This is a genomic window from Agrobacterium sp. LY4, from assembly GCF_001526585.1.
Lineage (GTDB): Bacteria > Pseudomonadota > Alphaproteobacteria > Rhizobiales > Rhizobiaceae > Agrobacterium > Agrobacterium leguminum.
In genome coordinates, this window is the sequence record NZ_ASYA01000016.1 from 1 (window position 1) to 25,088 (window position 25,088).

The window sequence follows — 25,088 nt, forward strand, 5'->3', positions numbered from 1 at the left end:
TGGAGGAAATTCTCAGTGGCAGGTCAGATTGATTACGGCCGCACGCAACATGGCGGGGCCGCTTACATAATATTCATCCCTAAACTTTACTTATTCGATGCGTTTGATTTGCGGTTCCCCGGAGCGTCTCTTTTTCGAATTTTCAATTATCTCGAACCCAGAATCATTTCGAGCGCTGAATCTTGCGGCATGCCCGCAACGGTTCCGAAGGTGCCATCGGCTTTTTTGAAGATGATTGCGGGCGTGCCTCCGAAACCAAGTTCGGTCATGAGATTGGCGTTGCGGTCGAGGCTGGCCGTGGTCTTTTCCTTCACGGACTGCAAAGGGGTGATGCCGCCATCCTTGTGCTTCAGTTCGTTTTCCTTCAATGCCTCTGAAGGAGACTTCGCTTCGAGTATGGCCGCCGCCTTTGCAGGTGAATCCTGTCTGATGACGCCGACCATGATGTGTCGCAATTGAACCTTGCCGCTGTTGATCCATGGACGCGCCGCCTGCCAGAATTTGTTGCAATAGGGGCAATTGGGATCGGTGAAAGTGTAGACGATCCGGGGTGCATCTGCCTTTCCATCCTGAACCCAGGTTGACTGGGAAAGCCGGTTCCAGCGATCTTCCGGGATCGGCTTCTCGACCATTTTCTTCATTTGCGCCGCAGCCATGTCCTGTCCCGTGGCGTCGACCAGGGTGCCGACGACAACGTGTTTATTGTCGGGTGTCAAATAGATCGCGATCGGTTGTGCTCCGGCTTTTGCGGCAAATCCTCTCAACCCTCCCGGAACATCCATTTCTCCGAGGATCTTAATGCCCTGAAGCTCGATAGAACGAAGAATTTCCGGAAGTCCGTCGTTCGATCCATTCTTCGGCGCATCCTGCGCCGAGGAAGGGGAGGCAAGCAGCAGGCTCGACAGAAGGGCAGCGATCGGAAAATTTCGTGTAAGATAATTATAGGGCATCGATGGATTCCTTATGACGATTTCGACTGGCAACTCCTCTGACAATCGAGATGAAAGGGAGAGGCGTTGTTCCGGGGAGATTTGCGAATTATGACCGGGCCTGTTTAATGGCGGCCTTGAGGCCTTTCTCATCCAGAACACCGGGATAGATCGTCTTGCCGATGACGAAGGACGGCGTGCCGACAAAGTTGAAGGCGAGCGCTTGGCGGTAGTTTCGATCGAGCAGCGCGGAGATTTTCCTGTTGTTGGTGTTCACCGCTGCGGCGATGTCTTTCATCGCCAATCCGGCGCCGGTCAGGGCCTTTTCGACATCGTTTTCGGAAATGCGCGCTTTTGTTTTCATCAGCGCTTCCATGGCGACTTCATATTGACCGATCTGGGCGGCACCCAGCACCGCCTGTGCCGCGAAGACAGATGCGCCGCCGAAGATCGGCCAGTCCTTCAAAACAAGCCTGATGTCGCCGTCATTTGCGACAACCTTTTTCACCATGGCATGTGAGGTCTTGCAGTAGGGGCATTGATAATCGAAATATTCGACAATCGTGACCTTGCCTTTGGGATTTCCAAGCACGGGTGCGTCCCTGTCGAAGAACACCTCGTCCGTGCTGACCTGCTGTGCGAAGCCGTCTCCTGCAGACACCAGCGCTCCGCTAAAAGCCGCCAGTCCGCCGGCCATGAAATCGCGTCGTGAAAACACCAGAATTCTCCTTGTTGGATTATTGGATGCCGGCAATGCGGCAGGATTGATCGCGACGTCGCTCACGGAGGCGATCCCTGCGCCCTGCGAGCCGATGCTGCCAGATCTGCGGCCGAGAATTCGCCGATCAGCCGTGTTGCTTCCGGCTCCTTTCGGTTGCTGTCGAGAAAAACCATCGTGGGCGGACCGACCACCTTCAATGTCGAAAGCAACGCCTGTTTATTCGCGTCCAGTTTTGTCAGGTCTAGGCTGACGAGGTTCACTCCCTTCAACGCTTCAACCACATCGGGTGCGGTTAAAAGTGAGCGTTCGATCGTGCGGCAGGTCACGCACCAGTCTGCTGTCACATAGAGGAGTGTCGGTTCCTGTGGCGGCGAGCTGTCGAGCCGGGCTCCCAGGCCTGCGATGGAGGAAATCTTCTGGAAGTCGCTTTTCTTTATCGATGCGAGCGATTCGGAGCCGCTGGCGGAACTCAGCGGCTTCAGGGGAGAGAGCGGATCCGTTGCACCGATGCCGAGACCGACGAAGATCAAGATTGCCCAGATAATGGATGCGAGACCCGTCGTGCGGGAAAGCACGCTCACACCGGACTTCGGGTCGCCGGCCCCTGCACCGAAAGCAAAAACGCCGAAGGAAAGGGCAAGTATTGCCCATCCGAGCAATGTCAGCCGTTCCGGCATGAGCGGTGTTGCCAGCCAAAGCGCGGTGGCCAGAAACATGAAGCCGAAAATCTGGCGCACTTTTTCCATCCACAGCCCTGCTTTCGGCAGCGCCTTGCCGCTTGCGGTCGCCATGATGACGAGGGGAATTCCCTTGCCCAGTCCAAGGGCAAATAGTGCGGCGGCACCGATGACGACATCGCCGGTGCGGGCAATATAGAGAAGCGCACCTGCCAGGGGAGCCGTGACGCAAGGTCCGATGAGCAATGCCGAGGAGAAGCCGAGCAGCATCGCGCCGGGAATCGTGCTCGCGCCCTGCGGTGATTTCGCAAACCGGGCAGAGATCACGGCGGGAAGCTGAATGTGGAAAAGGCCGAAATTTGCGAGCGCGAGGACGGCGAACAGGATGGATATAGCAGCTACTGCATAGGTCGATTGCAGTGCGACCTGAAGGTTTTGCCCTGACCATGCGGCGGCCATTCCCATCAGCCCGAAGGCGGATGCAAGCGCAAACGCATAAGACACGGACAACAGGAAGCCGCGCCGCGCGGTCAGTTTTTCACCTTCCCGGGCGAGCATGGCCGCAACGATCGGATACACCGGGAAAACGCATGGCGTGAAGGCGAGCAGTAATCCGAAACCGAGAAATCCGGCAAGAAGCAGGATCAATCCGCCATCCGCCAGCAGCAGATCGACCGCCGTCTGCGCGCTATCCTCCGCCAGCGAAAATCCTTCCTGTGTGGCGTCCATGGAGACGCCGGCCGAAGCCTGTGCGGCTTTAGCGAAGCTGTTTTGGGAAAACACACCTTCAGCGCTCACGGTCAGGCTTGCCATGTCGACCGTTTTGGTGGTCGGCGGATAGCAGAGCCCCTTGTCCTGGCAACCCTGATAGGTAAGGCGGAATTTTGCCGGCGCTTCGGCAATCGATGCCGTTGCGGTCTTGTAGTAAATCTCGGTAAAGCCGAAACTGGGGTCCTCTTTCATCTCGCCGGGGAGGGACCGGATTTCCAGTTTGCGGCCGTCCTCGCCTTCTGCGCTCAGATAGTCACGGTAGAGATAATAGCCGTCATTGATCGCCCAGCGAATGATGGCGCGGCCGTCGTTTCCTCGCTCGACCGTTGCCTTGAACGCCTGGTCCATGGCAAGTGGTGTTTCCAGCGCGGCCGCCGGGGAGACGACCCTGAAAAGCGCCAGAATCACAAATGTGAACGCCAATATGCGCATCCGGCATATCCTTTCATGTATTCTTCCATGCCGGGACTGATCTCGCCGGGAGCTTAAGGCAGGCTTAAGCTGGGGCGTGCATGGCAAAATTGGATGGACCGCTTGCGGAGGCATGATTGCGAATTCTCATTGTCGAAGATGATCCGATCCTGCTCGACGGGTTACGGGAAGGTTTGAAGCTGAGCGGCTTTGTCGCGGACGGCGTGACAACGGCCGCCGATGCGTCGGAGGCGCTGGCGACGGATAATTTCGATGCGGTCGTGCTTGATCGAATGCTGCCGGACGGTTCCGGACTGGATGTCCTGAACGGCTTGCGTCGCAGTGGAAACCGGATTCCCGTCCTGCTCCTGACGGCCAAGGATGAGGTTGGAGACCGCATCGACGGTTTGGATGCGGGTGCCGACGATTATCTTGGCAAACCTTTCGATCTGGATGAGGTTGCCGCCCGTCTGCGGGCGATCATGCGCCGCGCCGTTGGGCGGGCGAGTGCGCAGATCAGTCTGCGAGGGCTGACGCTGGATCCCGCTTCGATGCAGGTTCTTCGGGATGGGTCGACCGTAATCCTGTCGCGCCGCGAGTTCTCGATCCTTCATGCGCTCATGGAAAGTCCCCAGGCAATTCACTCCAAACAGGCACTGGAAGAGCGTCTCTACGGCTGGCAGGAGGATGTGGAGAGCAATACGATCGAGGTGCATGTGCATAAGCTGCGCGCCAAACTTGGAAGTGCCGCCATCGAAACGGTGCGCGGGGTTGGCTACAGATTGGGGATGCCCTGATGCGTTCGATCCGGTTGCGGCTTTTTGCGATCCTGCTGGCGACGACGGGAGCCCTCTGGCTGCTTGCCGTCATGTGGACCTATTTCAGCGTGCAGCATCAGGTCGAGCGGGTGCTGGACGCGCGACTGATGGAAGCCGCCCGCATGGTCAGCTCGCTCCTCACCGATCACCATATCAATGTGGCTGCCGCCGTGGATGACACGAAAGCCACCGACACCGCTTCGCCGTTCGATCTTCAGGGGGACTACCGACGGCAGCTCTCCTGCCAGATATGGTCGCTTCAGGGGCAACTTGTCAGCCGGTCGGAAAGTGCGCCGCGTGAATCGCTCACAGACAATCGCGATGGGTTTAGCGAAACCATCGTCGATGGTGTCCGTTGGCGTGTCTTTGCGGTTGTGAATCCGAACCTCAATGCCCGTGTTCTTGTGGGCGACAGTCTGGAGATACGCGACAGGCTGGTTGCCGATGTGGTCAAGGGGCAACTCGTTCCGGCCGTTGCCATTTTGCCGATCCTTGCGGTGCTGATCTGGCTGAGTGTTGGACAGGGGCTGGGACCGCTCAACAGGATCGCCATGTCACTGGGGTTGAGGTCTGCGGATGAACTGCACGCCATCGAAAACAGGGACACGCCCAGCGAAATCAAGCCCTTGCTCAGATCGCTGAACTCCCTCTTCCTGCGGGTGGAGGCAGCCCGCGAGCGTGAGAAGACGTTTATCGCCTATGCCGCCCACGAGTTGAAGACCCCGCTTGCCGGATTGAAGACACAGGCTCAGGTGGCGCTGCGGAGTAAAGAGGATGATGTTCGAGACAAGGCGCTGGCGCATATTTCGACGAGCGTTGACCGGACCGGGCGTCTTGTCCGCCAGCTTATCGACCTGGCGCTCGTCGATTCGGCGGATCGCGGCGACGGGATCGAGACGGTGCGGCTCGCAGGGATAATGGAGGACATTCGTTCCGATCTTGAAGCCCAGAGCAGCAGGCGTGGCATCTCCGTGAAACTTCGCATGCAACCGGATGAAATGGTGACCTTGAGAAACGTGAATCTCCTGCGTCTGGCCCTGCGCAACGTGATCGAGAATGCGATTCAGTATTCGCCGGAAGGCTCATGCGTTGAGATTTGTGCACTGAAGAACGGTCCCAGGGTCGAAATCGAAGTGACGGATCAAGGGCAGGGCATAAATCCGGAAGATCAGGCGACTTTCAGGGAGCGGTTCAAGCGAGGGCATTCGGCCCATGGCGAGGGCAGCGGCCTTGGCCTGGCGATTGTCGACATGGCGATGCGAAAGCTCGGCGGGGAACTTGATTTTCGTCAGGCTGATTCCGGTTTCGTCGTGACGCTCATTCTGCCGCAGGAGTGACCGGACTACCGTTTAAGGCAGCCTTAAGGTTGGAGCTTCAGCCACGTTTTATAGGCTCCAACCAATTCCAGCAGGCTCTCATGATTCGTCTAATTGTTTCTCCTCGCAGGCCGTTGGCCGTCGCGTTGACAATCTTCCTCACCGCTTGCGCAAGCAATGCCGACCGTATTCCTGGCGCTGCGCCGCGCCCTTCCAATGAGCGCGTCGAAGATCGGGAGGCAGCCCCAATCGGAACCGACCCGATGCTTATGTATGGCGAAAAGACCGATGCCGGTTTTCATATTGCCGGCGTTAATACCGGAAAAATGAATCCCGAGTTCGTGCGGCAGGTCGTAAGCTATGCCACGGACGAAAAGCCCGGTACGATCATCGTCGATCAGCGAGCACGTTTCCTTTATCTGATTCAACCCGGCAATAAGGCGATCCGATATGCCGTTGGTGTCGGCCCTGTTGCGCGGGCCTTCGATGGTGGCGACGCGACTATTGCGCGAAAAGCAGCCTGGCCCCGGTGGATCCCAACACCTGAGATGGTCGCAAGGAACCCCGCGCATTACGGCCCGAACAAGGATGGAGTCGATGGCGGCCCGTCGAACCCGATGGGTGCCCGAGCGCTGTATATGCATAAGGATGGCAGAGACACATATTATCGCGTTCACGGCACGAATGATCCAGGCTCAATCGGCAAGGCTGTATCGGCCGGCTGCATTCGCCTTTTGAATCAGGATATCATCGACCTCTACAACCGGGTAAAGCCCGGTGCCCGGATCGTTGTACAAGGATAGCGTGGAGCCGCTTGATAGCCTGGCGAGGTTCCAGACGATTGTATCCTGCGTGATTGAAACGGAAGTCGTGAATATCTCGAGACCCGTGCCGCTGTTAGCCACGGCAGCCCGTCGCTTCGAAGCCCGGATTAACCTAACGCTAGAGGCTGAGACCGGGAAGAACGGTGCGGATGTGATTGCCCAGCGCCCTTGCTGCCGAAGATGTCTGCGTATCGGCAAACTCGATGGCAATGCCGATCGTCGGCAGGGGTGGTAGCCCGCTTTTGACGATATGAAGGTCAGCTGGCACGGCTGTCCTTGTCAGCACGCTGATGGCGTGCCCGGAGCGCGCGATTGCGATGAGGCCGGAAAGGCTGTTGCTGGCAAAGGCGACGCGGTAGCGGCGATTGGCGGCTTCCATGGCGTCGCATGCCGCGCGGTGATCCAGCGTCACGGGCGCGGAGAGTGCGAGCGGCAGCACATCCTTGGCGAGGAGATCCGGCTCCGGCCTGTCCGCCACCCAGACGAAGCTTTCCCTGCGGAGCACGTCGCGGTGATCCGGATCGGATTGCGAAACCAGCGCCATGTCGATCTGGCGGCGCTGCAGCAGCGGACGCAATTCCGTCGTGGGCGCGCAGACCATGCGCAGATCGACTTTCGGGTAGGTGCCGAAGAAGCCTCTCAGCAGTTCCGGCAGGAAGGCGATGGAATAATCTTCAGGGCAACCAAGGCTCACGGTTCCCTGCAGCGTCGCCTCGCCCATATCGGCAAGGATTTCATCATGCCGGGCAAGCAGGGCGCTGGCATGGGCAAGCAGTCTCTCGCCCGCCGCGGTTACGCGCACTCCCGAACCCGTTCGCTGCAGCAGAGTATGGCCGACCAGCTCTTCCAGCCGCTGCATCTGGGTGCTGAGCGCGGATTGGGTGCGCCCGATCTGCGCGGCGGCGACGCTGATGGAGCCAGTGCGAGCGACAATGATAAAGTTCTTCAGCAGGGTAAGGTCGAGCATGGCGATATCAAAATTATCGATATCGGAGTAAAATACTATCAATTGGACTGAAGTGGCAATGGGTTGTTATGTTTCGGCAAGATAAACTCTTGGGGAATGTGCCATGGACAAGCTTGCGAAGAACTTCGCCTCGCTCAATGACGAACCGGCTTTCTGGGAGGCCGCCAATAAACATCTGACCCGCTACGGACCGGCCTTCGAGGAGATCATCGTCGAACGTGCTGAGGGAAGTTTCGTCTATGATGCGGATGGGCGCGCCATTCTCGATTTCACCTCCGGCCAGATGAGCGCTTTGCTCGGGCATACCCATCCGGATATCGTCACCACCGTCAACCGGCAGATGGCATCGGTCGCACATCTCTTTTCCGGCATGTTGTCGCGCCCGGTCGTCGACTTGGCGGCGCGGCTGGCGGCGCTCGCGCCGGGTCTCGATCGCGTGCAACTGTTGACCACCGGGGCCGAATCCAACGAGGCGGCGATCCGCATGGCGAAGCTCGTCACCGGCGGGCATGAGATCGTCGCTTTTGCGCAGAGCTGGCACGGCATGACCGGCGCTGCGGCCTCCGCTACCTATAGCGCCGGCCGCAGGGGTTATGGCCCGGCCACGGCCGGCTCACTCGTTATTCCCGCGCCGAATGCCTATCGTCCGCGCTTCAAGAACCCCGATGGATCGAATGACTGGCAGGCGGAGCTCGACGATGCCTTCGAACTGATCGATCGCCAGTCGACCGGCAATCTTGCCGCCTTCATTGCCGAACCGATCCTGTCGAGCGGCGGTATCCTTGAACTGCCGGCCGGTTATCTCGCTGCGCTAAAGAAAAAGTGCGAGGAGCGCGGCATGCTGCTCATTCTCGATGAAGCCCAGACCGGTGTTGGCCGGACCGGGCATATGTTCGCTTTCCAGCGCGATGGTGTGACGCCCGATATCATGACGTTGTCGAAGACGCTCGGCGCCGGCCTGCCGCTTGCGGCGGTGATGACGAGCGCAGAGGTCGAACAAAAAGCCTTCGAGAGGGGTTTCCTCTTCTATACGACTCATGTTTCCGATCCGCTGCCGGCCGCTGTCGGCGTGACGGTTCTCGATGTGGTGGCGCGAGATGGTCTGGTGGAACAGGCGATTGCCCGCGGGAACCGTTTGAAGGAGGGGCTGCTCTCGCTGCAGCAGCGGTTCGAATGCGTTGGAGACGTGCGCGGGCGCGGGCTTTTGCTCGGACTTGAAGTCGTCGCCGACCGGCATACGAAAGCCCCGGGTTTCGAACTCGGTGCGCGCATCATGCAGGAGGCGATGTTGCGTGGCCTCAGCATGAATATCGTCAAGCTGCCCGGCATGGGCGGCGTCTTCCGCATTGCGCCGGCGCTGACGGTATCGGATTCGGAAATCGACCTTGGGCTGGAGATACTGGCGGATTCGATCGAATCCGCACAGCTCGCCCGCTAGGTGTGACCGGCATTTGCCGGGAATGTCAGTTCCACCCTCGCGCCTTCGCCGGGTCTGGAACTGATATGCGCTTCGCCGCCGCTCTGGCGCACGAAACCGTAGACCATGGCGAGGCCGAGACCTGCACCGCCATGGTCGCCCCGCGTGGTGAAATAGGGCTCGAAGGCCTTGTCCACGGCCTCCGGCGTCATGCCGATGCCCTCGTCGGTGACGGCGATCACCAGCGTATCTTTTCCAGAGGCGGCCTCGATCGAAATCAGGCCGCCATCGGGCATGGCGGCTGCGGCATTGAGGCATAGATTGAGAATGGATTGCTCAAAGAGGGCAGGGTCCAGCGGTATCGAGGGAAGATTGTCATCGGTATCAAGCGCGATCCGGCATTTGGGGCCGACGGCGATTTCCAGAATATCGGCCATGCCCCGCAGCAGGCTTGCGACATTGATGACGCTTGGGTGGATCGGCTGCTGGCTGCCGATGGTGAGCATGCTGGTGGCCAGAGACCGGCCGCGGTCTGCCGCCTTGCGGATACGGGCGATGTGCCGCTTCTGGCGATCGTTGAAACCGGCTTCCCGTTCCAGAAGGCCGAGGCTGCCGGTGATGATGCCGATCATGTTGCCCACTTCATGGCTGAGCTGGTGGGTCATGCGCATAATGCCATCAAGCCGTTGGGCCTTCACGGCTTCCGCTTCCTGACGGTCGAGAGCGGTCACATCGCGGGCGAGCAGCACGATGCCGCCATCCGGCTGGCGTGACATCGAGACTTCGATCACCCGCTGATCGTCAGTGCGATGGCGCACGACTGCGCGGTCGAGCAATTCCCCCGGCTCTGTATCGAAGGGCAGTAGAGCCGGGTCGATTTCCGGGATAGGTTCGACAAACCGGCGAAGCGGCAGTTTTCGCGACGAGCCGGAGCGTCCGACGAGTTCGATGATGCGGCGGTTCATGGTGATCGGCCGGCCAGCCGGATCGAACAGCGCTATTCCCTCATTCATGTTGCGGAAGGTCGAGCGGATGGTGCGGGCCGCCGCTTCCGCCGTGCGCCTGAGGCGCGAGACGCGATCGACGCTGTCGTGGAAGGCGCGGAATGCATCGAGCAGCCGGATCAACTCCGTCTCGGGACCCGTATAGGAGGGCGGCCCGACGTCCTTTTCCCCCTTGGCGAGGGCATTCATGCCGTTGGAGAGCGTCACGATCCCGCGCGAGACACGCATCACTGAGCGGATCGAGAAGATTGCCACGATGAGAACCAGAAGGGAGGCCACGGCGACAATGATCAGCAGCCGGTTGAGAGCATCGGAGGTCGAGATCAGGTCTTCGTTCAGGCTTCGCGCAACCGCGTCGCCCTGGGTTTCGGTCACATGGGAAAGATCGCGCGAGACGGTGTGAAGCCGGGAGACAGAGGCGCGGATCGCGAACATTTCCAGAAGGTAACGGCTCTGGGCCTCGAATACCCTCTCATAGGGCCGCAGTTCGGCGACAGGCAGGCGCTCGCCCGGATAACCCTGCTGGCGCGCCGTTGTTTCCGCCACGTAGCGGCGGCGCAGTTCGCCAAGCTGGAAAAGGCTGTCGGATGCGGATGCGGCCTGCACGATGCCGTTCATTCTTCGACGCAGTTCCGGATCGAGGATGCCCTGACCGGTGGCGATTTCGCCGAGCGCTGCTGCCGCTTCCGCCTTGTGCCCCTGCGCCGCGTCGGCATCCTTTGCGAGGTCCAGTGTCTGCGCCCTGATAAGCTGGAGCAGTTCAACGATACGCTCGCTCGCAAAACCGCGTGCGGCCCGTTCGCCGCTGTCTGGACCCGTCATCTGCAATAGCAGGTCGACCTGCTGGACCACGGAGCGGCTTTCGCTGGAAACGCGATAGGGCGAGGCGGCATTCATCAGAAACGGGGCGCTGGAGACGAGATCGGAGACCTGCCGCGAGACCAGTGAGGCCTTGGCGAGACTGGAAAAGGCCTGCAAGCCGTAGGCTGCCATTTCATCGCGGGCGCGCTGCAGGCCGTAAATGGCGATGGCGGAAAGGCTGAAGACGAGGATGCAGGTAAAGACGATCGCAAAGGGCAGGCGAAAGGCGATGGAGGAAAGGAAGGAGCGGCTGATCACGGGGAAAGCTCGCCCTCATCGGTATGCAGGACATAACCCTTGCCGCGTCGCGTCTTGATGTGACGTGGAAGATCCGGGTTACGCTCGATCTTGCGCCTGAGCCGCAGCACCAGCACGTCGACATTTCTGTCGATATAACGGTCGCTTTCCGAACCCAGCCTGTCGAGAATCTGGGAGCGGCTGACGGGCTGGTTGGGTGTTTCTGCGAGAATTTCCAGAAGTGCGAATTCGGCACTGGTGAGCGTGCGGCTGCGGTCGGCGAGGCAGACGGCGCGGCGCGCATCGAGATCGATCGCCCAGTCGCCGAGGCGCAGCGCTGTGCGGCCGTGGTCACGCTCGCTGTCCTTGTCCTGTTTCAGCGACGGGATTGTTCGCCGCAGGACGGCCTTGATCCGCGCCGTGAGTTCAATCGGTTCGAAGGGTTTGACCACATAATCATCGGCGGCCGTTTCCAGACCGAGTACCCGGTCGGCAGCACTGCCGGCGGCGGTGACCATGACGATACCGATGTCGATCTGGCTGCGCAGCCGCTGGGCAAAGGTGCGCCCGGATGTGCCGGGCAGATTGTGGTCGACGAGGACGAGCTCCATCCTGTCCTTTGCCAATATCTCATCCGCCTCCTCGGCGGAGCGCGCGCAGGTGGGCAGCCAGCCCTCCGCCTCGATGAGGTCCGAGATGAGCTCGGCCATATCCGGATCGTCCTCGACGATCAGAATGCGAACCTTCTGATTAAGCACTGCATATTCCTCCCGCCATCATCATAGGCATGGCGGCGGCGATCTTCAAAGGTTCGCTGGTTATCTCCCCTGTCATAATTGTAATAACTGTAATCTTGTTCGGCGGTGCGGTGAAAGATTGGTAACCATTCTTCGATTGCGGTGCGGGCTGGATGTGACATGCTGTTGGTGGAGACTGGAACGGGGAGGTTCCAGGCAGGGAGGCTTAATTGAAAGCATTGACCGCACTTGCGGCGAGCATGGTCCTATGGCTGTGCGGCGCAGGGCATGGCATGGCCGAGCCGAAGTTGAACGTCCTGTGCGGCGTCGACGAGGCCTGGTGTTTGACCATGAAGCGGGCTTTCGAAGCCAAGATCGGTCTCGAGATATCAATGGTGCGGAAGAGCACCGGCGAAATCCTCGATCAGATCCGTGCCGAACGATCCCATCCCACGGTTGATGTCTGGTGGGGTGGTACCGGCGACACCCATTTGCAGGCGGGTTCGGAAGGGTTGCTGGATGAATACCGACCCGTCCATCAGCAAGATTTGTTGCCCTGGGCGCAGAATTTCTCCGTGATGTCTGGGTCTCGGTCTGCCGGAATCTATGCCGGCGCGCTGGGTTTTGCCTATAATTCGGAACTGCTTGCGAAGAACAATCTGCCGGCGCCGACCTGCTGGAAGGACTTGGCGAAGGATGTTTATCGCGGCCATATCCTGACTGGCAATCCGAACTACTCCGGTACGGCTTTCACCATGCTGGCCACTCTCGTCCAGCTGTTTGGCGAGGAGGAGGCTTTTGGTTTCATGGCAAAGCTCAACCAGAACGTCGTGAGCTATACCAAGGTTGGTGCAGCGCCGGTCAAGGCGGCGGCGCGGGGCGAGATCTTGATCGGGATTTCCTTCATGCACGATGCCGTGACCCAGAAGATCGAAGGTTTTCCGCTGGTGATCGTCGCGCCGTGCGAGGGCACCGGTTATGAAATCGGGGCTGTCAGCATCGTCAAGGGCAATCGCAACGCGGCGCTTGCGCAGGATTTCGTGGAATTTGCGCTGAGCCCGGAAGGGCAGGCGACCGGGGCTGCTGCCGGCCAGAACCAGGTGCCTTCCAACGCCCGGGCGACATTGCCGCTGACCGCACCTGATATATCGATGATCAAGATGGTGGACTACGACTTCGCCACCTTCGGACAGCCGGAAGAGCGAAGTCGGTTATTGAGCCGCTTCGACAGCGAAATCCACCCGACCCAGACCCAGTAGGGCCAAAACCAACACCCCAAAAAGACAGCGCGCGTGCCGCAAGGCGCCGCGACCGGCAGCGCCATGTCTGCGCGCGGCCCAAGAATTCAGACGCAAGCTACAGGAGGATAACCATGCGACTGACGATGCTTTCCACCCTGCTTTTTGCCGGCACGGCACTAAGCGCCGTTTCCGCGCAGGCGGCGGGCGAACTCAACCTGATCTGCTCGGCCGATGTCGTCATCTGCGAACAGATGAAGGGCGACTTTGAAAAGTCACACGACATCAAGGTCAACATGGTGCGCCTGTCTTCGGGCGAGACCTATGCCAAGGTGCGCGCGGAAGCCCGCAACCCGAAGACCGACATCTGGTGGGCCGGCACCGGTGATCCGCACATGCAGGCGGCGTCCGAGAACCTGACGCTCGAATACAAGTCGCCGATGCTGGACCAGTTGCAGGACTGGGCCGTGAAGCAGGCGGAAAGCACCGGTTACAGGACGGTCGGCGTTTATGCCGGCGCGTTGGGCTGGGGCTACAACACCGAAATCTTCAAGTCCAAGGGTTACAAGGAGCCGAAGTGCTGGGCCGATCTGCTGGCACCGGAGCTGAAGGGTGAAATTCAGATCGCCAATCCGAATTCGTCCGGCACCGCCTATACGGCGCTCGCGTCGCTGGCGCAGATCATGGGCGAGGATCAGGCGATTGATTATCTAAAGAAGCTCAACGCCAATATTTCGCAATATACCAAGTCCGGCTCGGCACCGGTCAAGGCGGCGGCGCGCGGTGAAACCGCGCTCGGCATCGTCTTCATGCATGATGCGGTGGCGCAGACGGCGGAAGGCTTCCCGGTCAAGTCCATCGCGCCCTGCGAAGGCACGGGTTACGAGATCGGCTCCATGTCGATCATCAAGGGTGCGCGCAACCTCGACAATGCCAAGACCTGGTACGACTGGGCGCTGAAGCCGGAAGTGCAGTCGCGCATGAAGGACGCCAAGTCCTTCCAGCTGCCCTCCAACAAGACAGCGGAAGTGCCGAAGGAAGCGCCGAAGTTCGAAGACATCAAGCTCATCGACTATGACTTCAAGACCTATGGCGACCCGGCCAAGCGCAAGGCGCTGCTGGAACGCTGGGACCGCGAGGTCGGTGCGGTCGCGAACTGATCTGAACCGCTGATCTTAACTCCGGCGACAGGCATCCCGGCTTTTTAAGCCGGGGTGTCCGCCACTCTTTCATCGGCATGAAACAAGCGAGGTCGGCCATGACACGTGGCAATCGCAGGCTGGACATCGTCCTGGCGCTCGGGGCTTTTGCCCTCATTCTTCTTCCCTGGTATCGCATCGAAGGCGGCTTTTTCAGCTTCCGCTGGCTTTCCGGATTTTTCTCTTCCGCCAGCAATGCGCCCGGTGTGCTGCAAATATTGTCCTATGGAAAACCATGGCTGGTCGGCGTTGTCCTCTTCTTCCTCGCTGCATGCCTTGTCCGGTCCATCCGTGATCCGATGCGGCGCGGCGGGCTGCTTGCCGTCATCGGCGCTGCCGGTCTTGTTTTCCTCGCCTTGCAGGGGCTGGCCATCGGCTTTACCGGCTGGAGCTGGACGGTGAGCGAAAACCTCTTCGGTGTGCTTGCCGATGGCCAACCCTCCATGGGTGCCGGTGCCGTCGTCATCTCGTTCGTCTTCGTGCTGCTTTTCGCCTTCGGTCTTGCCGAACGCGGCGTGATGAAAGGCGACGCCTTCGTCGTCGGCGCCATTTCCGTTCTGGTTTTCCTCGTCACGGTGTTTGTCTTCTATCCGATTGGCAGCATGCTGGTCGCCTCCGTTCAGGATTTCGATGGCTCCTTCAATGCCGATGGCTTCATCCGCAATATTCAGGATCCCGGCATCTGGAGCCTTGGCTGCGTGATGGGCGAAGAGCGTTGCGGCGTTGCCTGGCGGACGCTATTTCTGGCGCTGATGACCGCTTTCGGTTCGACCGTGCTCGGTCTTGGCTTTGCGCTGATCGCCACCCGCACGCGCTTTCCCTTCAAGAAGGGCCTGCGGCTTCTCACCGTTCTGCCGATCATCACGCCGCCTTTCGTCATCGGCCTTGCCCTGACGCTGCTTTTCGGCCGCGCCGGTGTTGTCACCGAGTGGCTTTCCTATCTCTTCGGCATCGAGCCGGGCCGCTGGCTTTATGGCATGACCGGCATCTGGATCGCGCAGGTCCTGTCCTTCACGCCCATCTCGTTTCTGGTGCTGATCGGCGTGGTCGAAGGTGTCAGCCCGTCTATGGAAGAGGCTTCGCAGACGCTGCGCGCCGACCGCTGGCGCACCTTCTGGCGGGTGTCGCTGCCGCTGATGAAACCCGGTCTCGCCAATGCCTTCCTCATCGGCTTCATCGAGAGCATGGCGGATTTCGGCAATCCGCTGGTGCTTGGCGGCACCCATGGCGTGCTGTCGACGGAAATCTTCTTTGCCGTCGTCGGTTCGCAGAACGATCCGTCCCGCGCTGCGGTTCTGGCGATTATCCTGCTGTGCTTCACGCTTTCGGCCTTTCTTGCGCAGCGCTTCTGGCTGGCGGGCAAGAATTTTGCGACGGTGACGGGCAAGGGCGACAGCGGCGCGCATATCGCGCTGCCGCGCGGCCTGTCCATCGGCGTTCACGCCGTCGTGGTGCCGTGGATGGTCTTCACCATCGTTGTTTATGGCATGATCCTTGTGGGCGGTTTCGTAAAGACATGGGGTCTCGACAATTCCCTGACCCTAGACCACTACGTCCGCGCTTTTTCCATCAGCTTCTCCAATGGCTCGATTGCCTGGACCGGCGTGGCCTGGAACTCGTTCTGGACGACCATGAAGATCGCACTGGTTTCGGCACCGCTGACCGCCGCCGTCGGTCTTCTGACAGCCTATATCATCGTGCGGCAGAAGTTTGCCGGTCGGAACCTGTTCGAATTCGCGCTGATGATGAGCTTTGCCATTCCCGGCACGGTCATCGGCGTCAGCTATATCATGGCCTTCAACCTGCCGCCGGTGGAAATGACGGGTTCGGCGCTGATCCTCATCGCCTGCTTCGTCTTCCGCAACATGCCGGTCGGCGTGCGCGGCGGCATTGCGGCGATGAGCCAGCTCGACAAGAGCCTCGATGAGGCCTCTCTGACGCTGCGGGCCAATAGTTTCCGCACCATCCGCAAGGTCATCCTGCCGCTCTTGAGGCCCGCGATCACGGCCGCACTGGTCTATTCCTTCGTGCGCGCCATCACCTCCATCAGCGCCGTCATCTTCCTCGTCAGCGCCGAGTACAACATGGCGACCTCCTATATCGTCGGCCTTGTCGAGAACGGTGAATATGGGGTGGCGATTGCCTATTCCTCCATGCTGATCGTGGTGATGATCACCGTCATCACAGGCTTCCAGCTCATTGTCGGCGAGCGTCGCCTGCGGCGCGAAAACCGCGTCGCCGGCCTGCCCTCCGCTTCCTCCGTTCCTCTCGCTCAGGAGAAAACCGCATGATTTCCGTAAAGCCCGGCTCCGTCACCTTTCAGAATGTCCGCAAGACCTTCGGCGCCTTCACCGCCATTCCCGACCTGTCGCTCACCATCGAGCCCGGCACGCTGGTCACCCTGCTCGGTCCCTCCGGCTGCGGCAAGACGACGACGCTGCGCATGCTGGCGGGCCTCGAGCATCCGACCTCGGGCCGCATCCTCATCGGCGACAAGGATGTGACCATGCTGCCCGCCAATGAGCGCGATGTCTCGATGGTCTTCCAGTCCTATGCGCTTTTCCCGCATATGACGGCGCTCGACAATGTCGCCTATGGCCTGCAATCCTCCGGGCTGCGCAAGGCGGAAGCGCGGGAGAAAGCGGAAGAGGGGCTGAAGCTCGTCGGCCTTGCCGGCATGGGGCATCGCCTGCCTGCCGAACTTTCCGGCGGTCAGCAGCAGCGCGTCGCGGTTGCCCGCGCTCTGGTGCTCGAGCCGCAGGTGCTGCTGCTGGACGAGCCGCTTTCCAACCTCGATGCCCGCCTTCGCCGCCGGGTCCGCACCGAAATCCGCGAATTGCAGCAGCGGCTGGGTTTCACGGCGGTTTACGTGACGCATGATCAGGATGAGGCGCTGGCCGTTTCCGACCGGATCATCGTGATGAAGGACGGTGAAATTGCCCAGTCGGGTGCGCCACGCGATCTCTACGAGGCCCCGGCCTCCGCCTTTATCGCCGACTTCATGGGCGAGGCGAATGTTGTCGGTTGCGAGGTCATTGGCGTTGAGGGCACCGATGCGCTGATCCGCGTCGGGGGGATCGATCATCGGGTCGCAGCTCGTAATGTCCGGCCGGGTCCCGCAGAGCTTGCGGTTCGCCCCGGCTCGATTTCCATTGGACAGCCGGGCGGGCAGGGGCTTGCCGGCCGGGTGCTGCACAGCGCCTATCTCGGCGGTCACGTCGAATATGAGGTGGAAACCGATATCGGTACCCTTTTCATTGTCGACCATGCCGTGGAGACCAGCCTGCCGGCGGCGAGCGATGTGACGCTGGGGTTCAAGAACCGGGGCATTGCCTTGATTCAGGCTTGAAGCCGCTCCTGCACTCAGGATTACATCGAGACAGAGGCAGATTTATTCTGCCTCTGTCTGTCGGGAACGCGGGTTTCAAATATCCTTTGCCAGACGAAGCGCATCGTAGATCGCCGCATGGGTATTGCGCGCGGCGACCGCATCGCCGATCCGGAAGAGCCGGTAGGCGCCTTCCGGGTTGCGCTCGACCGCTTGGGCGGCTCCCGCAAGCAGGGCGTCGTAGGAGATTTCTCCGAGGTTTTTCGAACCGGGTTTGAGTTCGAAATAAAGGTCGTCCAGCGGGATCGTGCCGTGGTTGACGACGATCTGGTCGACGGTTCTCGATTTCGTCACGCCGCCATAATCGCTGCCGACATGGGCGACAAGCTGGTTGCCGTTTCTTTCCGCCGCTTCCAGCCGGTAGGTAACGGTGAAGGTGACATCGCGTTTTTGCAGCGAGCGCATATAGGGAACGAGGTTCATCGCCATGACTTCCGGGGCAAAAGCGCGGTCAGGCGTCATGATCTCCACTTTCGCCCCGGCTTTTGCGAGGAATTCGGCGGCCTGCAGACCGGCATGATCGCCAGCATCGTCAAAAACCAGCACATTCGTTCCCGGCTTGACGTCTCCTGAAATGATATCCCATGCCGAGACGACGAGATCGTTGCCGCTGGAAAGCACATCGGTATGCGGCAGCCCGCCGGTGGCGATGATGACGACGTCGGGATTTTCCGAAAGAACCGTGTCCGCTTCGGCCCAGTTGTTGAAATGAAAGGTGACGCCCAGCCTCTCGCACTGGCTCATGCGCCAGTCGATGATGCTGATCATCTCCCGGCGGCGTTCGCTTTGCGCGGTCAGCCGAATCTGACCGCCGGGATTGTTAGCAGCCTCGAACACGACGACCTCATGGCCGCGTTCGGCACAGACGCGCGCGGCCTCGAGCCCGGCCGGTCCGGCGCCGACGATCACCACCTTCCGGCGTTCCGCCGCTTTGGGTATCTCGTGCGGCATGGTTTCCTCACGGCCCGTTGCCGCATTGTGAATGCAGAAGGCGAGACCGCCCTGATAGATGCGGTCTAGACAATAATTGGCGCCCACGCAGGGGCGAATATCGTCCTCGCGTTTTTCCATGATCTTGCGCACGATATGCGGATCGGTCATGTGGGCGCGGGTCATGCCCACCATGTCCACCTTGCCGACGGCGATGGCGTGGCGGGCGGTGGCGACATCGGGGATTTTGGCGGCGTGGAATGTCGGGAAACTGGTCGCGGCGCGGATTTCACCGGCGAAATCGAGATGCGGCGCATTGGCCATGCCCTGAATGGGGATGACGTCGGTCAGGCCCGGGTCGGTGTCGATATGGCCCCTGATGACATTGAGATAATCGATCAGGCCGCTGTCCTTCAGGCGTCTGGCGATTTCGATGCCCTCTGCCTGTCCGGTGCCGCCCTCAAGACATTCGTCGGCGGTATAGCGGACACCGAGGATGAAATCGTCGCCCACGCGTTCGCGCATCGCCCTGAAGACGTCGAGACAGAAGCGCATGCGGTTTTCGAGCGGGCCGCCATAGGGGCCGTCCATTTCGTTGGTCAGCGGCGAGACGAACTGGTCGATCAGATGGCCATAAGCTTCCAGCTCCACCCCGTCCATTCCGCCTGCCTTCATGCGTTCGGCGGCGTCGGCGAAGTCCTTGATGATACGCTCGATATCCCAGTCCTCGATCTTCTTCGGAAAAGCCCGATGCGCCGCTTCGCGGTGATGTGACGGCGCAAGGATCGGCAGCCAGTCGCCCTTGTCCCAGCGGGTGCGGCGGCCGAGATGCGTGAGCTGGATCATAATCGCCGCTCCATGTTCATGCACGGCGTCGGTCATTTCCCGGATCCATGGGACGATCTCATCCTTGTAGGCGAGCAGGTTGTTGAAGACCGGAGGGCTGTCCCTGGAGACAGCGGCGGAGCCGGCCGTCATTGTGAGCGCAACGCCGCCCTTTGCCCGCTCCACCGTGTAGGCGCGATAACGTCCCTTCGGCATGCCATCCTCGGGATAGGCGGGTTCGTGCGAGGTGACGATGATGCGGTTGCGCAGGGTGAGGTGTTTTAGCTGGTAGGGCTGAAGAAGGGGATCGCTCGACATAGCCTGCTCCAAAAGGGTTTCTGTCTCAAGGCTAAGCGGGAATGTACACTTGTGTCAATTTACAAAACACAATTGTCTTTCCTTTTGACATGGGTGTACACCCCGCTTGTCGCGAAGAGACCGATTTGCTACGAACGCGTCATGGAAGCGACATTGAACGACACCGGCTGGCGTGGATCGCAGGAAGGGTGGCTTGAGGCCGCCTATGAGGCTTTGCTGGAAGCGGGCGTGGATTCCGTCAAAATCCTGCCTCTGGCGAAAAAGCTAAATCTGTCGCGCACGAGCTTTTACTGGTTCTTCAAGGACCGGGAAGAATTGCTGGCCGCGCTTGTCGCCCGCTGGCGGGAAAAAAATACCGGAAGCATCGTCCGGCAGTCGGAGGCCTATGCCGAGACGCTTGCCGAAGCCATGCTGAATGTTTTCGACTGCTGGCTGGATTCCTCCCTTTTCGACAACAGATTTGAATTCGCCGTTCGAAGCTGGGCCCTTCAGTCTGGCGAGATTCTCGCGGAGGTTCGCAAGGCCGACGAGATGAGAATGTCAGCGCTTGCACGCATGTTCGTGCGGTTCGGCCACAATGAAAACACGGCGGATGTACGTGCCCGGACCACCTATCTCGTGCAGATCGGCTACATTTCCATGCAGTCCGAGGAAGATGTGACGGTGCGGATGCAGAGGATTCCGGACTATATCGCCATCTATACTGGTGAGATGCCGCAGCGGCGTGAGCTTGACCGGTTTTATGCGAGGCACGGGTACAGGCCTGGAACGGCGCAACCGTGACATTTCCGGAGTGACGTCAGCGCGAAAACATACGCAATGCCGTCGGATTATGTGCTGTAAGGTGGTAGAAGACGAATTGTCTGCCCGCTCTTCTGCAATGTAGCTGCAACATTTTTCGACCAGTGGTGGGGATGGCAAGAATCCATCTCTGGGGGAAGTCATTGCGAATCTTGCTTCTTGAGGATGAACCCGAAATGGCGCGCGCTCTTCTTGAAGCCCTGCGCCGGCGCGATGTGCTTGCCGATCATGTCAGCACCATCAGCGATGTTGACGCCCTTGCGCGGGACGGGTCTTACGATGTTCTGGTTCTGGATCGCCGTCTTCCCGATGGCGAGGGGCTGAACCTGGTGGCTTCGCTTCGCCGGAGCAGGCATTCCGTGCCGATCCTTGTTCTGACAGCGCTTGGAAGTGTCGATCATCGTGTCGACGGGCTGGATGCGGGAGCGGATGATTATCTTGCCAAGCCCTTTGCAATCGAGGAGCTGCTCGCCCGCCTCAGGGCTCTCCACAGACGCGGCCCTTCTCTTTCCGACAAATATGCGCATTTCGGAAATCTGAGCATCGATCCGCGCAGCAATGAAGTCAGCATTGCCGGCTCCATCATCGAGTTGCGGCGTCGGGAATATCTGGTGCTGGAGGCGCTGATGCGGCGTCCGAACCGAATCGTCACGCGGTCGAACCTGATCGAGGCGGTCTATACGCTCGATGACGAGATCGAGTCCAACGCTCTCGATGCGCACATTTCCCGGATCAGGAAGAAGCTGGCGCAGGCTGACGCCACCGTGGAGATAAGGGCCGTGCGGAATATCGGTTATCTCATCCGGTTGAAGACATGAGACAGGAGCGCAATCGATCCCTGCGATGGGGCCTGATGAAGCGCCTTTTCGCGTTGCAGGCATTCCTGCTCGTCCTTTTTGTCATCCTTCTCATCGGCTGGATATGGATCATCGATCCACGGCTCGAAGGTGCGAATGAAGAGGCTGCCCGTATCGTTGCGGAGAGCGTGACGAAGGACGGACAGGGCAGGCCGCAACTTTCGGCGACGCCGGAGCTGGCGGAGCTGAAACGGCGCTATCCGAATCTCTGGTTTGTGGTGCGCGACGCCAATGACATCGTATTGCAATATGGCGCGGTCCCGGAGCCTGCCCTGTCGGCCGTATTTCCCCGGAGTTTTGACCGTGCGCGTCTGGAGGCGGCCGGAACGCTCCGCGCCACCGTTGAAAACCGCGATACAGCCGCCGGGCGGCTTCAGTTCACTGCCGGGACGGAGGAAGGAATTCCCAATGACGGTCTGAGTATCTGGATCAATGTTCAGCTGGATCTGGAAAAGGATGCCGAGGGCGCCATTCGCTGGCTGACCGTGCTGCCGGCGCTGGGCTTCATCATCCTCATCGCCGTCGTGCCCATGCTGATCCTGACGGGCATCGCGACATTGCTCGTGACCCCGCGGGCGGTGGGCCGTTCCCTGAGCGGGCTGATGGAAACCGTCAAACAGGCGCAGTCCATCGATTTCGAGAACCGTTCCGAGCGTATCGACCGTTCGAAAGTTCCCCTTGAAATCATCCCGCTGGTGGATGCCTTCAACGTCGCGCTGTCGAGGCTCGATGACGGGTATAATCGCCGCAACCGCTTTCTCGCCGATGCGGCGCATGAGCTGAGGACGCCGATCGCAATCGTACGTACCAGAGCCGACCTCTTGCCCGATGACGCGCTGAGCCGTCAGATCAGGGCCGATATCGACCGCTTGACCCGCGTTGCGCATCAACTACTGGAGATGCAGGCGGTGGGTGCGGTCAAACTGCCGGCGGAGCCGCGCGATCTCAACAAACTCGTCGAGCGCATCGCGACCGATCTCGCCCCGATTGCGATGGATGCCGGTTACGAGTTCGATTTCGAGCCCGGCGAGGGCGAAGTCGTCTTCACGGTGCAGACGTCGATTATCGAGATGGCGGTCGTCAATCTCGTGCGCAACGCGATAGACCATGCCGGCGGCAAGGGCGCAATTTCGATCCGGGTCGATCCGGCGGGGGCCATCGAGGTCTGCGATGAAGGGCCGGGCATACCTGTCCCGGAGCGCGCGCAGGTATTCGAGCCGTTTCACCGCATCAACACGAACTCGCCCGGAGCCGGCCTTGGGTTAAATCTCGTCCAGAAGGCGGCGGAGCTACATTGCGGCTGTGTTCTATTTCTCGATCTCAATCCCGGCTTTTGTGTCCGGCTCGAAATTCGATCGATAGTTTCGAAAGGCGCTGCGACCGCGCTTTGATAATGAAATTTCTTACGATTCGGTTAAGGAAATAGATCTAACTTATTTAAATAAATAAATAATTTCTAATAAAATTCGTTCCATGCAATGCAGGCACAATTCTCGCGGGGAAAATCCCCTTATCTGCTGAACGCATCCGCGCGTCATGTCGGCCGGCGCAGCAGACTAACGGGAGCCGGTTTCCGGTTCTTCAACGCGAACTGAAACTTGGCTGCGCCAGAAGATGGCGCATCGGTTTCGTCTGGAGTCATTCATGTCGATCGTCAAGAAATCGCTTGTCGCCGTGGCCATCGCCGTCGCGGTTGCGGGCAACGCCTATTCCGCTGATCTCACCAATTACAATACGCAGCAATCCTTCGATTACGGCAGTCCGCCGGCCTTCTCCTGGGGTGGGGCCTATGTGGGTGTGCATGGTGGCGTCGCTTCCCCGAAATTCAACCCATTGGCCAGCGGCCGCGGCCTGACGGGGGGTGTGCAGGCTGGGTATAACTTCCAGTTCGGTTCCGGCGTGGTCGGTGCGGAACTCGAAGGGTCCTATCTCGGGAACGAGGCGCGTGTGCCGAACGGTCGTTTGCGGGAGCGTTTCCGGGGCGCGGCCAAGATGAGGGCCGGCGTGGCGCTCGACCAGACGCTGGTTTACGGCACCGCCGGCCTGACCACGACAAAGTTCAGGGACGGAAACGGCGTGACAGGTCCCGATGGCTGGAAACAGGGCTATCTGGTCGGGGCAGGCGTCGAACAGAGCTTCGGCGGCGGCCTGTCGGCGAAGTTCGAATATAATTACGTGAGCACCGGAAATGTGGCCACGACGACCGCCAGCGGCAAATCGAAAACCGATATCAGCGATCATGTCATCAAGGCCGGCCTGAATTATCGCTTCTGATCGGCCCTTCCCATGACAGATTCCAGGGAGAATTCTCAAAAGAACGCCGCCGCTTTCGGTCTGGAAGCGGCGGTGAAAAAGGGCGGGGCGCGGAATATGCGTAACCGGGCTGAAATTTGAAACCCGGAACGGTCATTCGCATTCGAGCGAAGGTTGCCGGAAGCTCGTAACATACCATTCGGCCCCGGAATTGCGGGTGTAGAAGGTATAGAAGCAGTCGATGCGCTCGATATAGGCCGGCGTTTCGGACACTTCGTAACGTTCGCCACGCCGTGTTGTCCGCACTTCGCCACTCGACGATCCGGCGACAGCCTGCGTCTTGTTTTTCCGCCATTGATAGGCCTGCTGGCCGGGACCCAGACTGTAGATATTGTCCGGCGGCCCATAGTCCAGCATCACGCTGGTGATGGGCGCGCCGATATAGCTTTTCATGACAGTCGAGGCGCAGGCCGTGAGCAGTATCGATGCGCCGGCGATAAGGAAGATTGCTGCCGGGACTGCAAGGGACGATCTGTTGGACATGGAAGTTCCTTTCTGCGGTGACCTTCGCAGGGATAGGAACCGGTTATTGCAAGTACATTGCACGGGAAAAGCGGGGCGAAGCGGGTGGCATCCGCTGAAAGCGGCGATGCCCGAATTGCCGGTATCTGAGGCCGGCGATGTTGCGGCCGATATGTGCCGACAGGCCATTCCGCTATCCTGGGACAGCGCAGGTTTCGTCGTCCAGGAAGCCATCTTTCATCTTTTGCAGTTAAGAATCATTTGCAATAATGATTGACGCTGGGTTTATTTCCCATATTCTGCTGTTGCGAATGAGTTGCAATTTCGGTTTCCGGGCGAGTTCAGATGATCGATGTCGAATGGGTCGCTGCGAATGGGTTTATCTGCACGGCGGAGGCGGATGATCCGGCCGGGATCGCAGTTTCTTCCCGCAATTTATCCCTTTCGATCGGATGTCCAGATGCTCTTTGTTCCTGATGAAACCCGCAAACGCTTCCGCACCGAGGAGGCGATGCTGCAAACACGGGCGGCGCTGAAACGGGTCGGCCTGCGTCCAACCCGTCAGCGAATCGTGCTTGGCGGGCTTATTTTCCGGGAAGAGCACAGACATTTCACGGCCGACGATCTGCATCGTGAGACCATTGCGACAGGAACGCGGCTGTCTCTGGCGACGGTCTATAATACGCTCAACCAGTTTGCCGAGGCGGGTTTCGTCCGCAGGGTCTGCATCGAGGGCGGGCGGACCTATTTCGACACCGATACCGCCAATCACCAGCATTTCTATGTCGAGGCGGAGGATCGGATCATCGATATTCCCGCCGGCCGGATCAGTCTGGGAATGCTGCCCGAACCGCCGGAAGGATATGCCATCGACAAGGTGGATATTCTGCTTCGTCTTGTGCGTCTGAGGCCGGAGAAACAGGCTACTCGAGGGTGCGGTTCCGCATGTCGCGATGAGCCTGAACGCCGGGGATTGAGGGATGGAAACCTGAAATGACGACCTTCTGGAGAGCCGCCCGCGCCTGTGCGCCGGGCGCGCATTCAAACCCGTTCATCGTCTCATAGCC

21 protein-coding genes are annotated in these 25,088 nt (G+C 59.8%); 13 read left to right on the forward strand and 8 right to left on the reverse strand.

The features are described from left to right. Positions 1-146: 146 nt before the first annotated feature. The 3 genes from dsbG to dsbD all read right to left on the reverse strand — a co-directional run bounded on the left by dsbG (position 147) and on the right by dsbD (position 3,521). Positions 147-1,136, reverse strand: a complete 990-nt coding sequence (gene dsbG / locus L904_RS15395; protein WP_197416755.1) for a thiol:disulfide interchange protein DsbG — start codon at positions 1,134-1,136, stop codon at positions 147-149. Further along, the gene (locus L904_RS15400) at positions 1,039-1,647 is read right to left on the reverse strand and encodes a DsbA family protein (RefSeq protein ID WP_035264291.1); all 609 of its coding nucleotides are present in this window, start codon (positions 1,645-1,647) and stop codon (positions 1,039-1,041) included. The genes dsbG and L904_RS15400 overlap by 98 nt, the downstream gene beginning before the upstream one ends. Positions 1,648-1,709: 62 nt before the next feature. Beyond that, complete coding sequence (dsbD, locus tag L904_RS15405) at positions 1,710-3,521, reverse strand: protein-disulfide reductase DsbD (RefSeq protein WP_245285055.1); 1,812 nt, start codon at positions 3,519-3,521, stop codon at positions 1,710-1,712. 125 nt (positions 3,522-3,646) lie between these two features. Between dsbD and L904_RS15410 the strand changes: the two genes are divergently transcribed. From L904_RS15410 to L904_RS15420, 3 genes are all read left to right on the forward strand, one after another. After that, positions 3,647-4,306 (forward strand): response regulator, encoded by a 660-nt coding sequence (locus L904_RS15410; RefSeq protein WP_035264295.1) that lies wholly within the window; start codon positions 3,647-3,649, stop codon positions 4,304-4,306. Further along, a complete protein-coding gene (locus tag L904_RS15415; RefSeq protein ID WP_035264298.1) occupies positions 4,306-5,664 on the forward strand; it encodes an ATP-binding protein in 1,359 nt (452 codons plus the stop codon). Before L904_RS15410 ends, L904_RS15415 begins: the two co-directional genes overlap by 1 nt. A gap of 80 nt (positions 5,665-5,744) precedes the next feature. Beyond that, positions 5,745-6,446: a L,D-transpeptidase gene (locus tag L904_RS15420; protein WP_245285056.1), complete on the forward strand. Its 702-nt coding sequence runs from the start codon at positions 5,745-5,747 to the stop codon at positions 6,444-6,446. 139 nt (positions 6,447-6,585) lie between these two features. Here L904_RS15420 and L904_RS15425 read toward each other — a convergent pair whose 3' ends face one another. Next, entirely contained in the window at positions 6,586-7,434 is an 849-nt protein-coding gene (locus tag L904_RS15425; protein ID WP_035264323.1) for a LysR family transcriptional regulator, read from the reverse strand. 103 nt (positions 7,435-7,537) lie between these two features. Between L904_RS15425 and L904_RS15430 the strand changes: the two genes are divergently transcribed. Next, a complete protein-coding gene (locus L904_RS15430) occupies positions 7,538-8,872 on the forward strand; it encodes an aspartate aminotransferase family protein (RefSeq protein WP_035264300.1) in 1,335 nt (444 codons plus the stop codon). Here L904_RS15430 and L904_RS15435 read toward each other — a convergent pair. Both L904_RS15435 and L904_RS15440 read right to left on the reverse strand, forming a co-directional pair. Then, positions 8,869-10,974 (reverse strand): PAS domain-containing sensor histidine kinase, encoded by a 2,106-nt coding sequence (locus L904_RS15435; protein WP_035264303.1) that lies wholly within the window; start codon positions 10,972-10,974, stop codon positions 8,869-8,871. The two genes, L904_RS15430 and L904_RS15435, sit on opposite strands and share 4 nt — an antisense overlap. After that, positions 10,971-11,711 carry a response regulator transcription factor gene (locus L904_RS15440; protein ID WP_003503937.1) on the reverse strand — a complete coding sequence of 247 codons (741 nt, stop codon included), beginning with the start codon at positions 11,709-11,711 and terminating at the stop codon, positions 10,971-10,973. Before L904_RS15440 ends, L904_RS15435 begins: the two co-directional genes overlap by 4 nt. A 239-nt stretch (positions 11,712-11,950) precedes the next feature. Between L904_RS15440 and L904_RS15445 the strand changes: the two genes are divergently transcribed. The 4 genes from L904_RS15445 (at position 11,951) to L904_RS15460 (ending at position 17,476) form a co-directional block, all read left to right on the forward strand. After that, complete coding sequence (locus L904_RS15445; RefSeq protein ID WP_035264306.1) at positions 11,951-12,949, forward strand: ABC transporter substrate-binding protein; 999 nt, start codon at positions 11,951-11,953, stop codon at positions 12,947-12,949. A 113-nt stretch (positions 12,950-13,062) separates the two neighbouring features. Beyond that, positions 13,063-14,088, forward strand: a complete 1,026-nt coding sequence (locus tag L904_RS15450; protein ID WP_020810126.1) for an ABC transporter substrate-binding protein — start codon at positions 13,063-13,065, stop codon at positions 14,086-14,088. A 98-nt stretch (positions 14,089-14,186) separates the two neighbouring features. Beyond that, positions 14,187-16,418, forward strand: a complete 2,232-nt coding sequence (locus L904_RS15455) for an iron ABC transporter permease (RefSeq protein WP_020810127.1) — start codon at positions 14,187-14,189, stop codon at positions 16,416-16,418. Beyond that, complete coding sequence (locus L904_RS15460; protein ID WP_020810128.1) at positions 16,415-17,476, forward strand: ABC transporter ATP-binding protein; 1,062 nt, start codon at positions 16,415-16,417, stop codon at positions 17,474-17,476. The genes L904_RS15455 and L904_RS15460 overlap by 4 nt, the downstream gene beginning before the upstream one ends. 75 nt (positions 17,477-17,551) lie before the next feature. Here L904_RS15460 and L904_RS15465 read toward each other — a convergent pair whose 3' ends face one another. After that, complete coding sequence (locus tag L904_RS15465) at positions 17,552-19,588, reverse strand: NADH:flavin oxidoreductase (protein WP_020810129.1); 2,037 nt, start codon at positions 19,586-19,588, stop codon at positions 17,552-17,554. 141 nt (positions 19,589-19,729) lie between these two features. Here L904_RS15465 and L904_RS15470 point away from each other — a divergent pair, with 141 nt between their 5' ends. From L904_RS15470 to L904_RS15485, 4 genes are all read left to right on the forward strand, one after another. After that, positions 19,730-20,371 carry a TetR/AcrR family transcriptional regulator gene (locus L904_RS15470; RefSeq protein WP_020810130.1) on the forward strand — a complete coding sequence of 214 codons (642 nt, stop codon included), beginning with the start codon at positions 19,730-19,732 and terminating at the stop codon, positions 20,369-20,371. Positions 20,372-20,532: 161 nt separating this feature from the next. Next, complete coding sequence (locus L904_RS15475) at positions 20,533-21,207, forward strand: response regulator transcription factor (RefSeq protein ID WP_020810131.1); 675 nt, start codon at positions 20,533-20,535, stop codon at positions 21,205-21,207. A 35-nt stretch (positions 21,208-21,242) separates the two neighbouring features. Then, positions 21,243-22,637, forward strand: coding sequence for a HAMP domain-containing sensor histidine kinase (locus L904_RS15480; protein ID WP_020810132.1), 1,395 nt, complete (start codon positions 21,243-21,245; stop codon positions 22,635-22,637). Between the two features lie 253 nt (positions 22,638-22,890). After that, a complete protein-coding gene (locus L904_RS15485; RefSeq protein WP_031233849.1) occupies positions 22,891-23,520 on the forward strand; it encodes an outer membrane protein in 630 nt (209 codons plus the stop codon). Positions 23,521-23,652: 132 nt separating this feature from the next. Here the strand turns inward: L904_RS15485 and L904_RS15490 are convergent, their stop codons facing one another. Beyond that, positions 23,653-24,042, reverse strand: a complete 390-nt coding sequence (locus tag L904_RS15490) for a hypothetical protein (protein ID WP_020810134.1) — start codon at positions 24,040-24,042, stop codon at positions 23,653-23,655. A 439-nt stretch (positions 24,043-24,481) separates the two neighbouring features. Between L904_RS15490 and irrA the strand changes: the two genes are divergently transcribed. Next, positions 24,482-25,018 (forward strand): iron response transcriptional regulator IrrA, encoded by a 537-nt coding sequence (gene irrA, locus L904_RS15495; RefSeq protein ID WP_080657523.1) that lies wholly within the window; start codon positions 24,482-24,484, stop codon positions 25,016-25,018. Positions 25,019-25,088: the final 70 nt, after the last annotated feature.

Coding starts and splice junctions, on each gene's coding strand:
- L904_RS15460 (WP_020810128.1), top strand. CDS start 16,415: ATGATTTCCGTAAAGCCCGGCTCCGTCACCTTTCAGAATGTCCGCAAG.
- L904_RS15465 (WP_020810129.1), bottom strand. CDS start 19,588: ATGTCGAGCGATCCCCTTCTTCAGCCCTACCAGCTAAAACACCTCACC.
- L904_RS15490 (WP_020810134.1), bottom strand. CDS start 24,042: ATGTCCAACAGATCGTCCCTTGCAGTCCCGGCAGCAATCTTCCTTATC.
- L904_RS15470 (WP_020810130.1), top strand. CDS start 19,730: ATGGAAGCGACATTGAACGACACCGGCTGGCGTGGATCGCAGGAAGGG.
- L904_RS15425 (WP_035264323.1), bottom strand. CDS start 7,434: ATGCTCGACCTTACCCTGCTGAAGAACTTTATCATTGTCGCTCGCACT.
- L904_RS15480 (WP_020810132.1), top strand. CDS start 21,243: ATGAAGCGCCTTTTCGCGTTGCAGGCATTCCTGCTCGTCCTTTTTGTC.
- irrA (WP_080657523.1), top strand. CDS start 24,482: ATGCTCTTTGTTCCTGATGAAACCCGCAAACGCTTCCGCACCGAGGAG.
- L904_RS15450 (WP_020810126.1), top strand. CDS start 13,063: ATGCGACTGACGATGCTTTCCACCCTGCTTTTTGCCGGCACGGCACTA.
- L904_RS15430 (WP_035264300.1), top strand. CDS start 7,538: ATGGACAAGCTTGCGAAGAACTTCGCCTCGCTCAATGACGAACCGGCT.
- L904_RS15420 (WP_245285056.1), top strand. CDS start 5,745: ATGATTCGTCTAATTGTTTCTCCTCGCAGGCCGTTGGCCGTCGCGTTG.
- L904_RS15455 (WP_020810127.1), top strand. CDS start 14,187: ATGACACGTGGCAATCGCAGGCTGGACATCGTCCTGGCGCTCGGGGCT.
- L904_RS15445 (WP_035264306.1), top strand. CDS start 11,951: ATGGTCCTATGGCTGTGCGGCGCAGGGCATGGCATGGCCGAGCCGAAG.
- L904_RS15485 (WP_031233849.1), top strand. CDS start 22,891: ATGTCGATCGTCAAGAAATCGCTTGTCGCCGTGGCCATCGCCGTCGCG.
- L904_RS15415 (WP_035264298.1), top strand. CDS start 4,306: ATGCGTTCGATCCGGTTGCGGCTTTTTGCGATCCTGCTGGCGACGACG.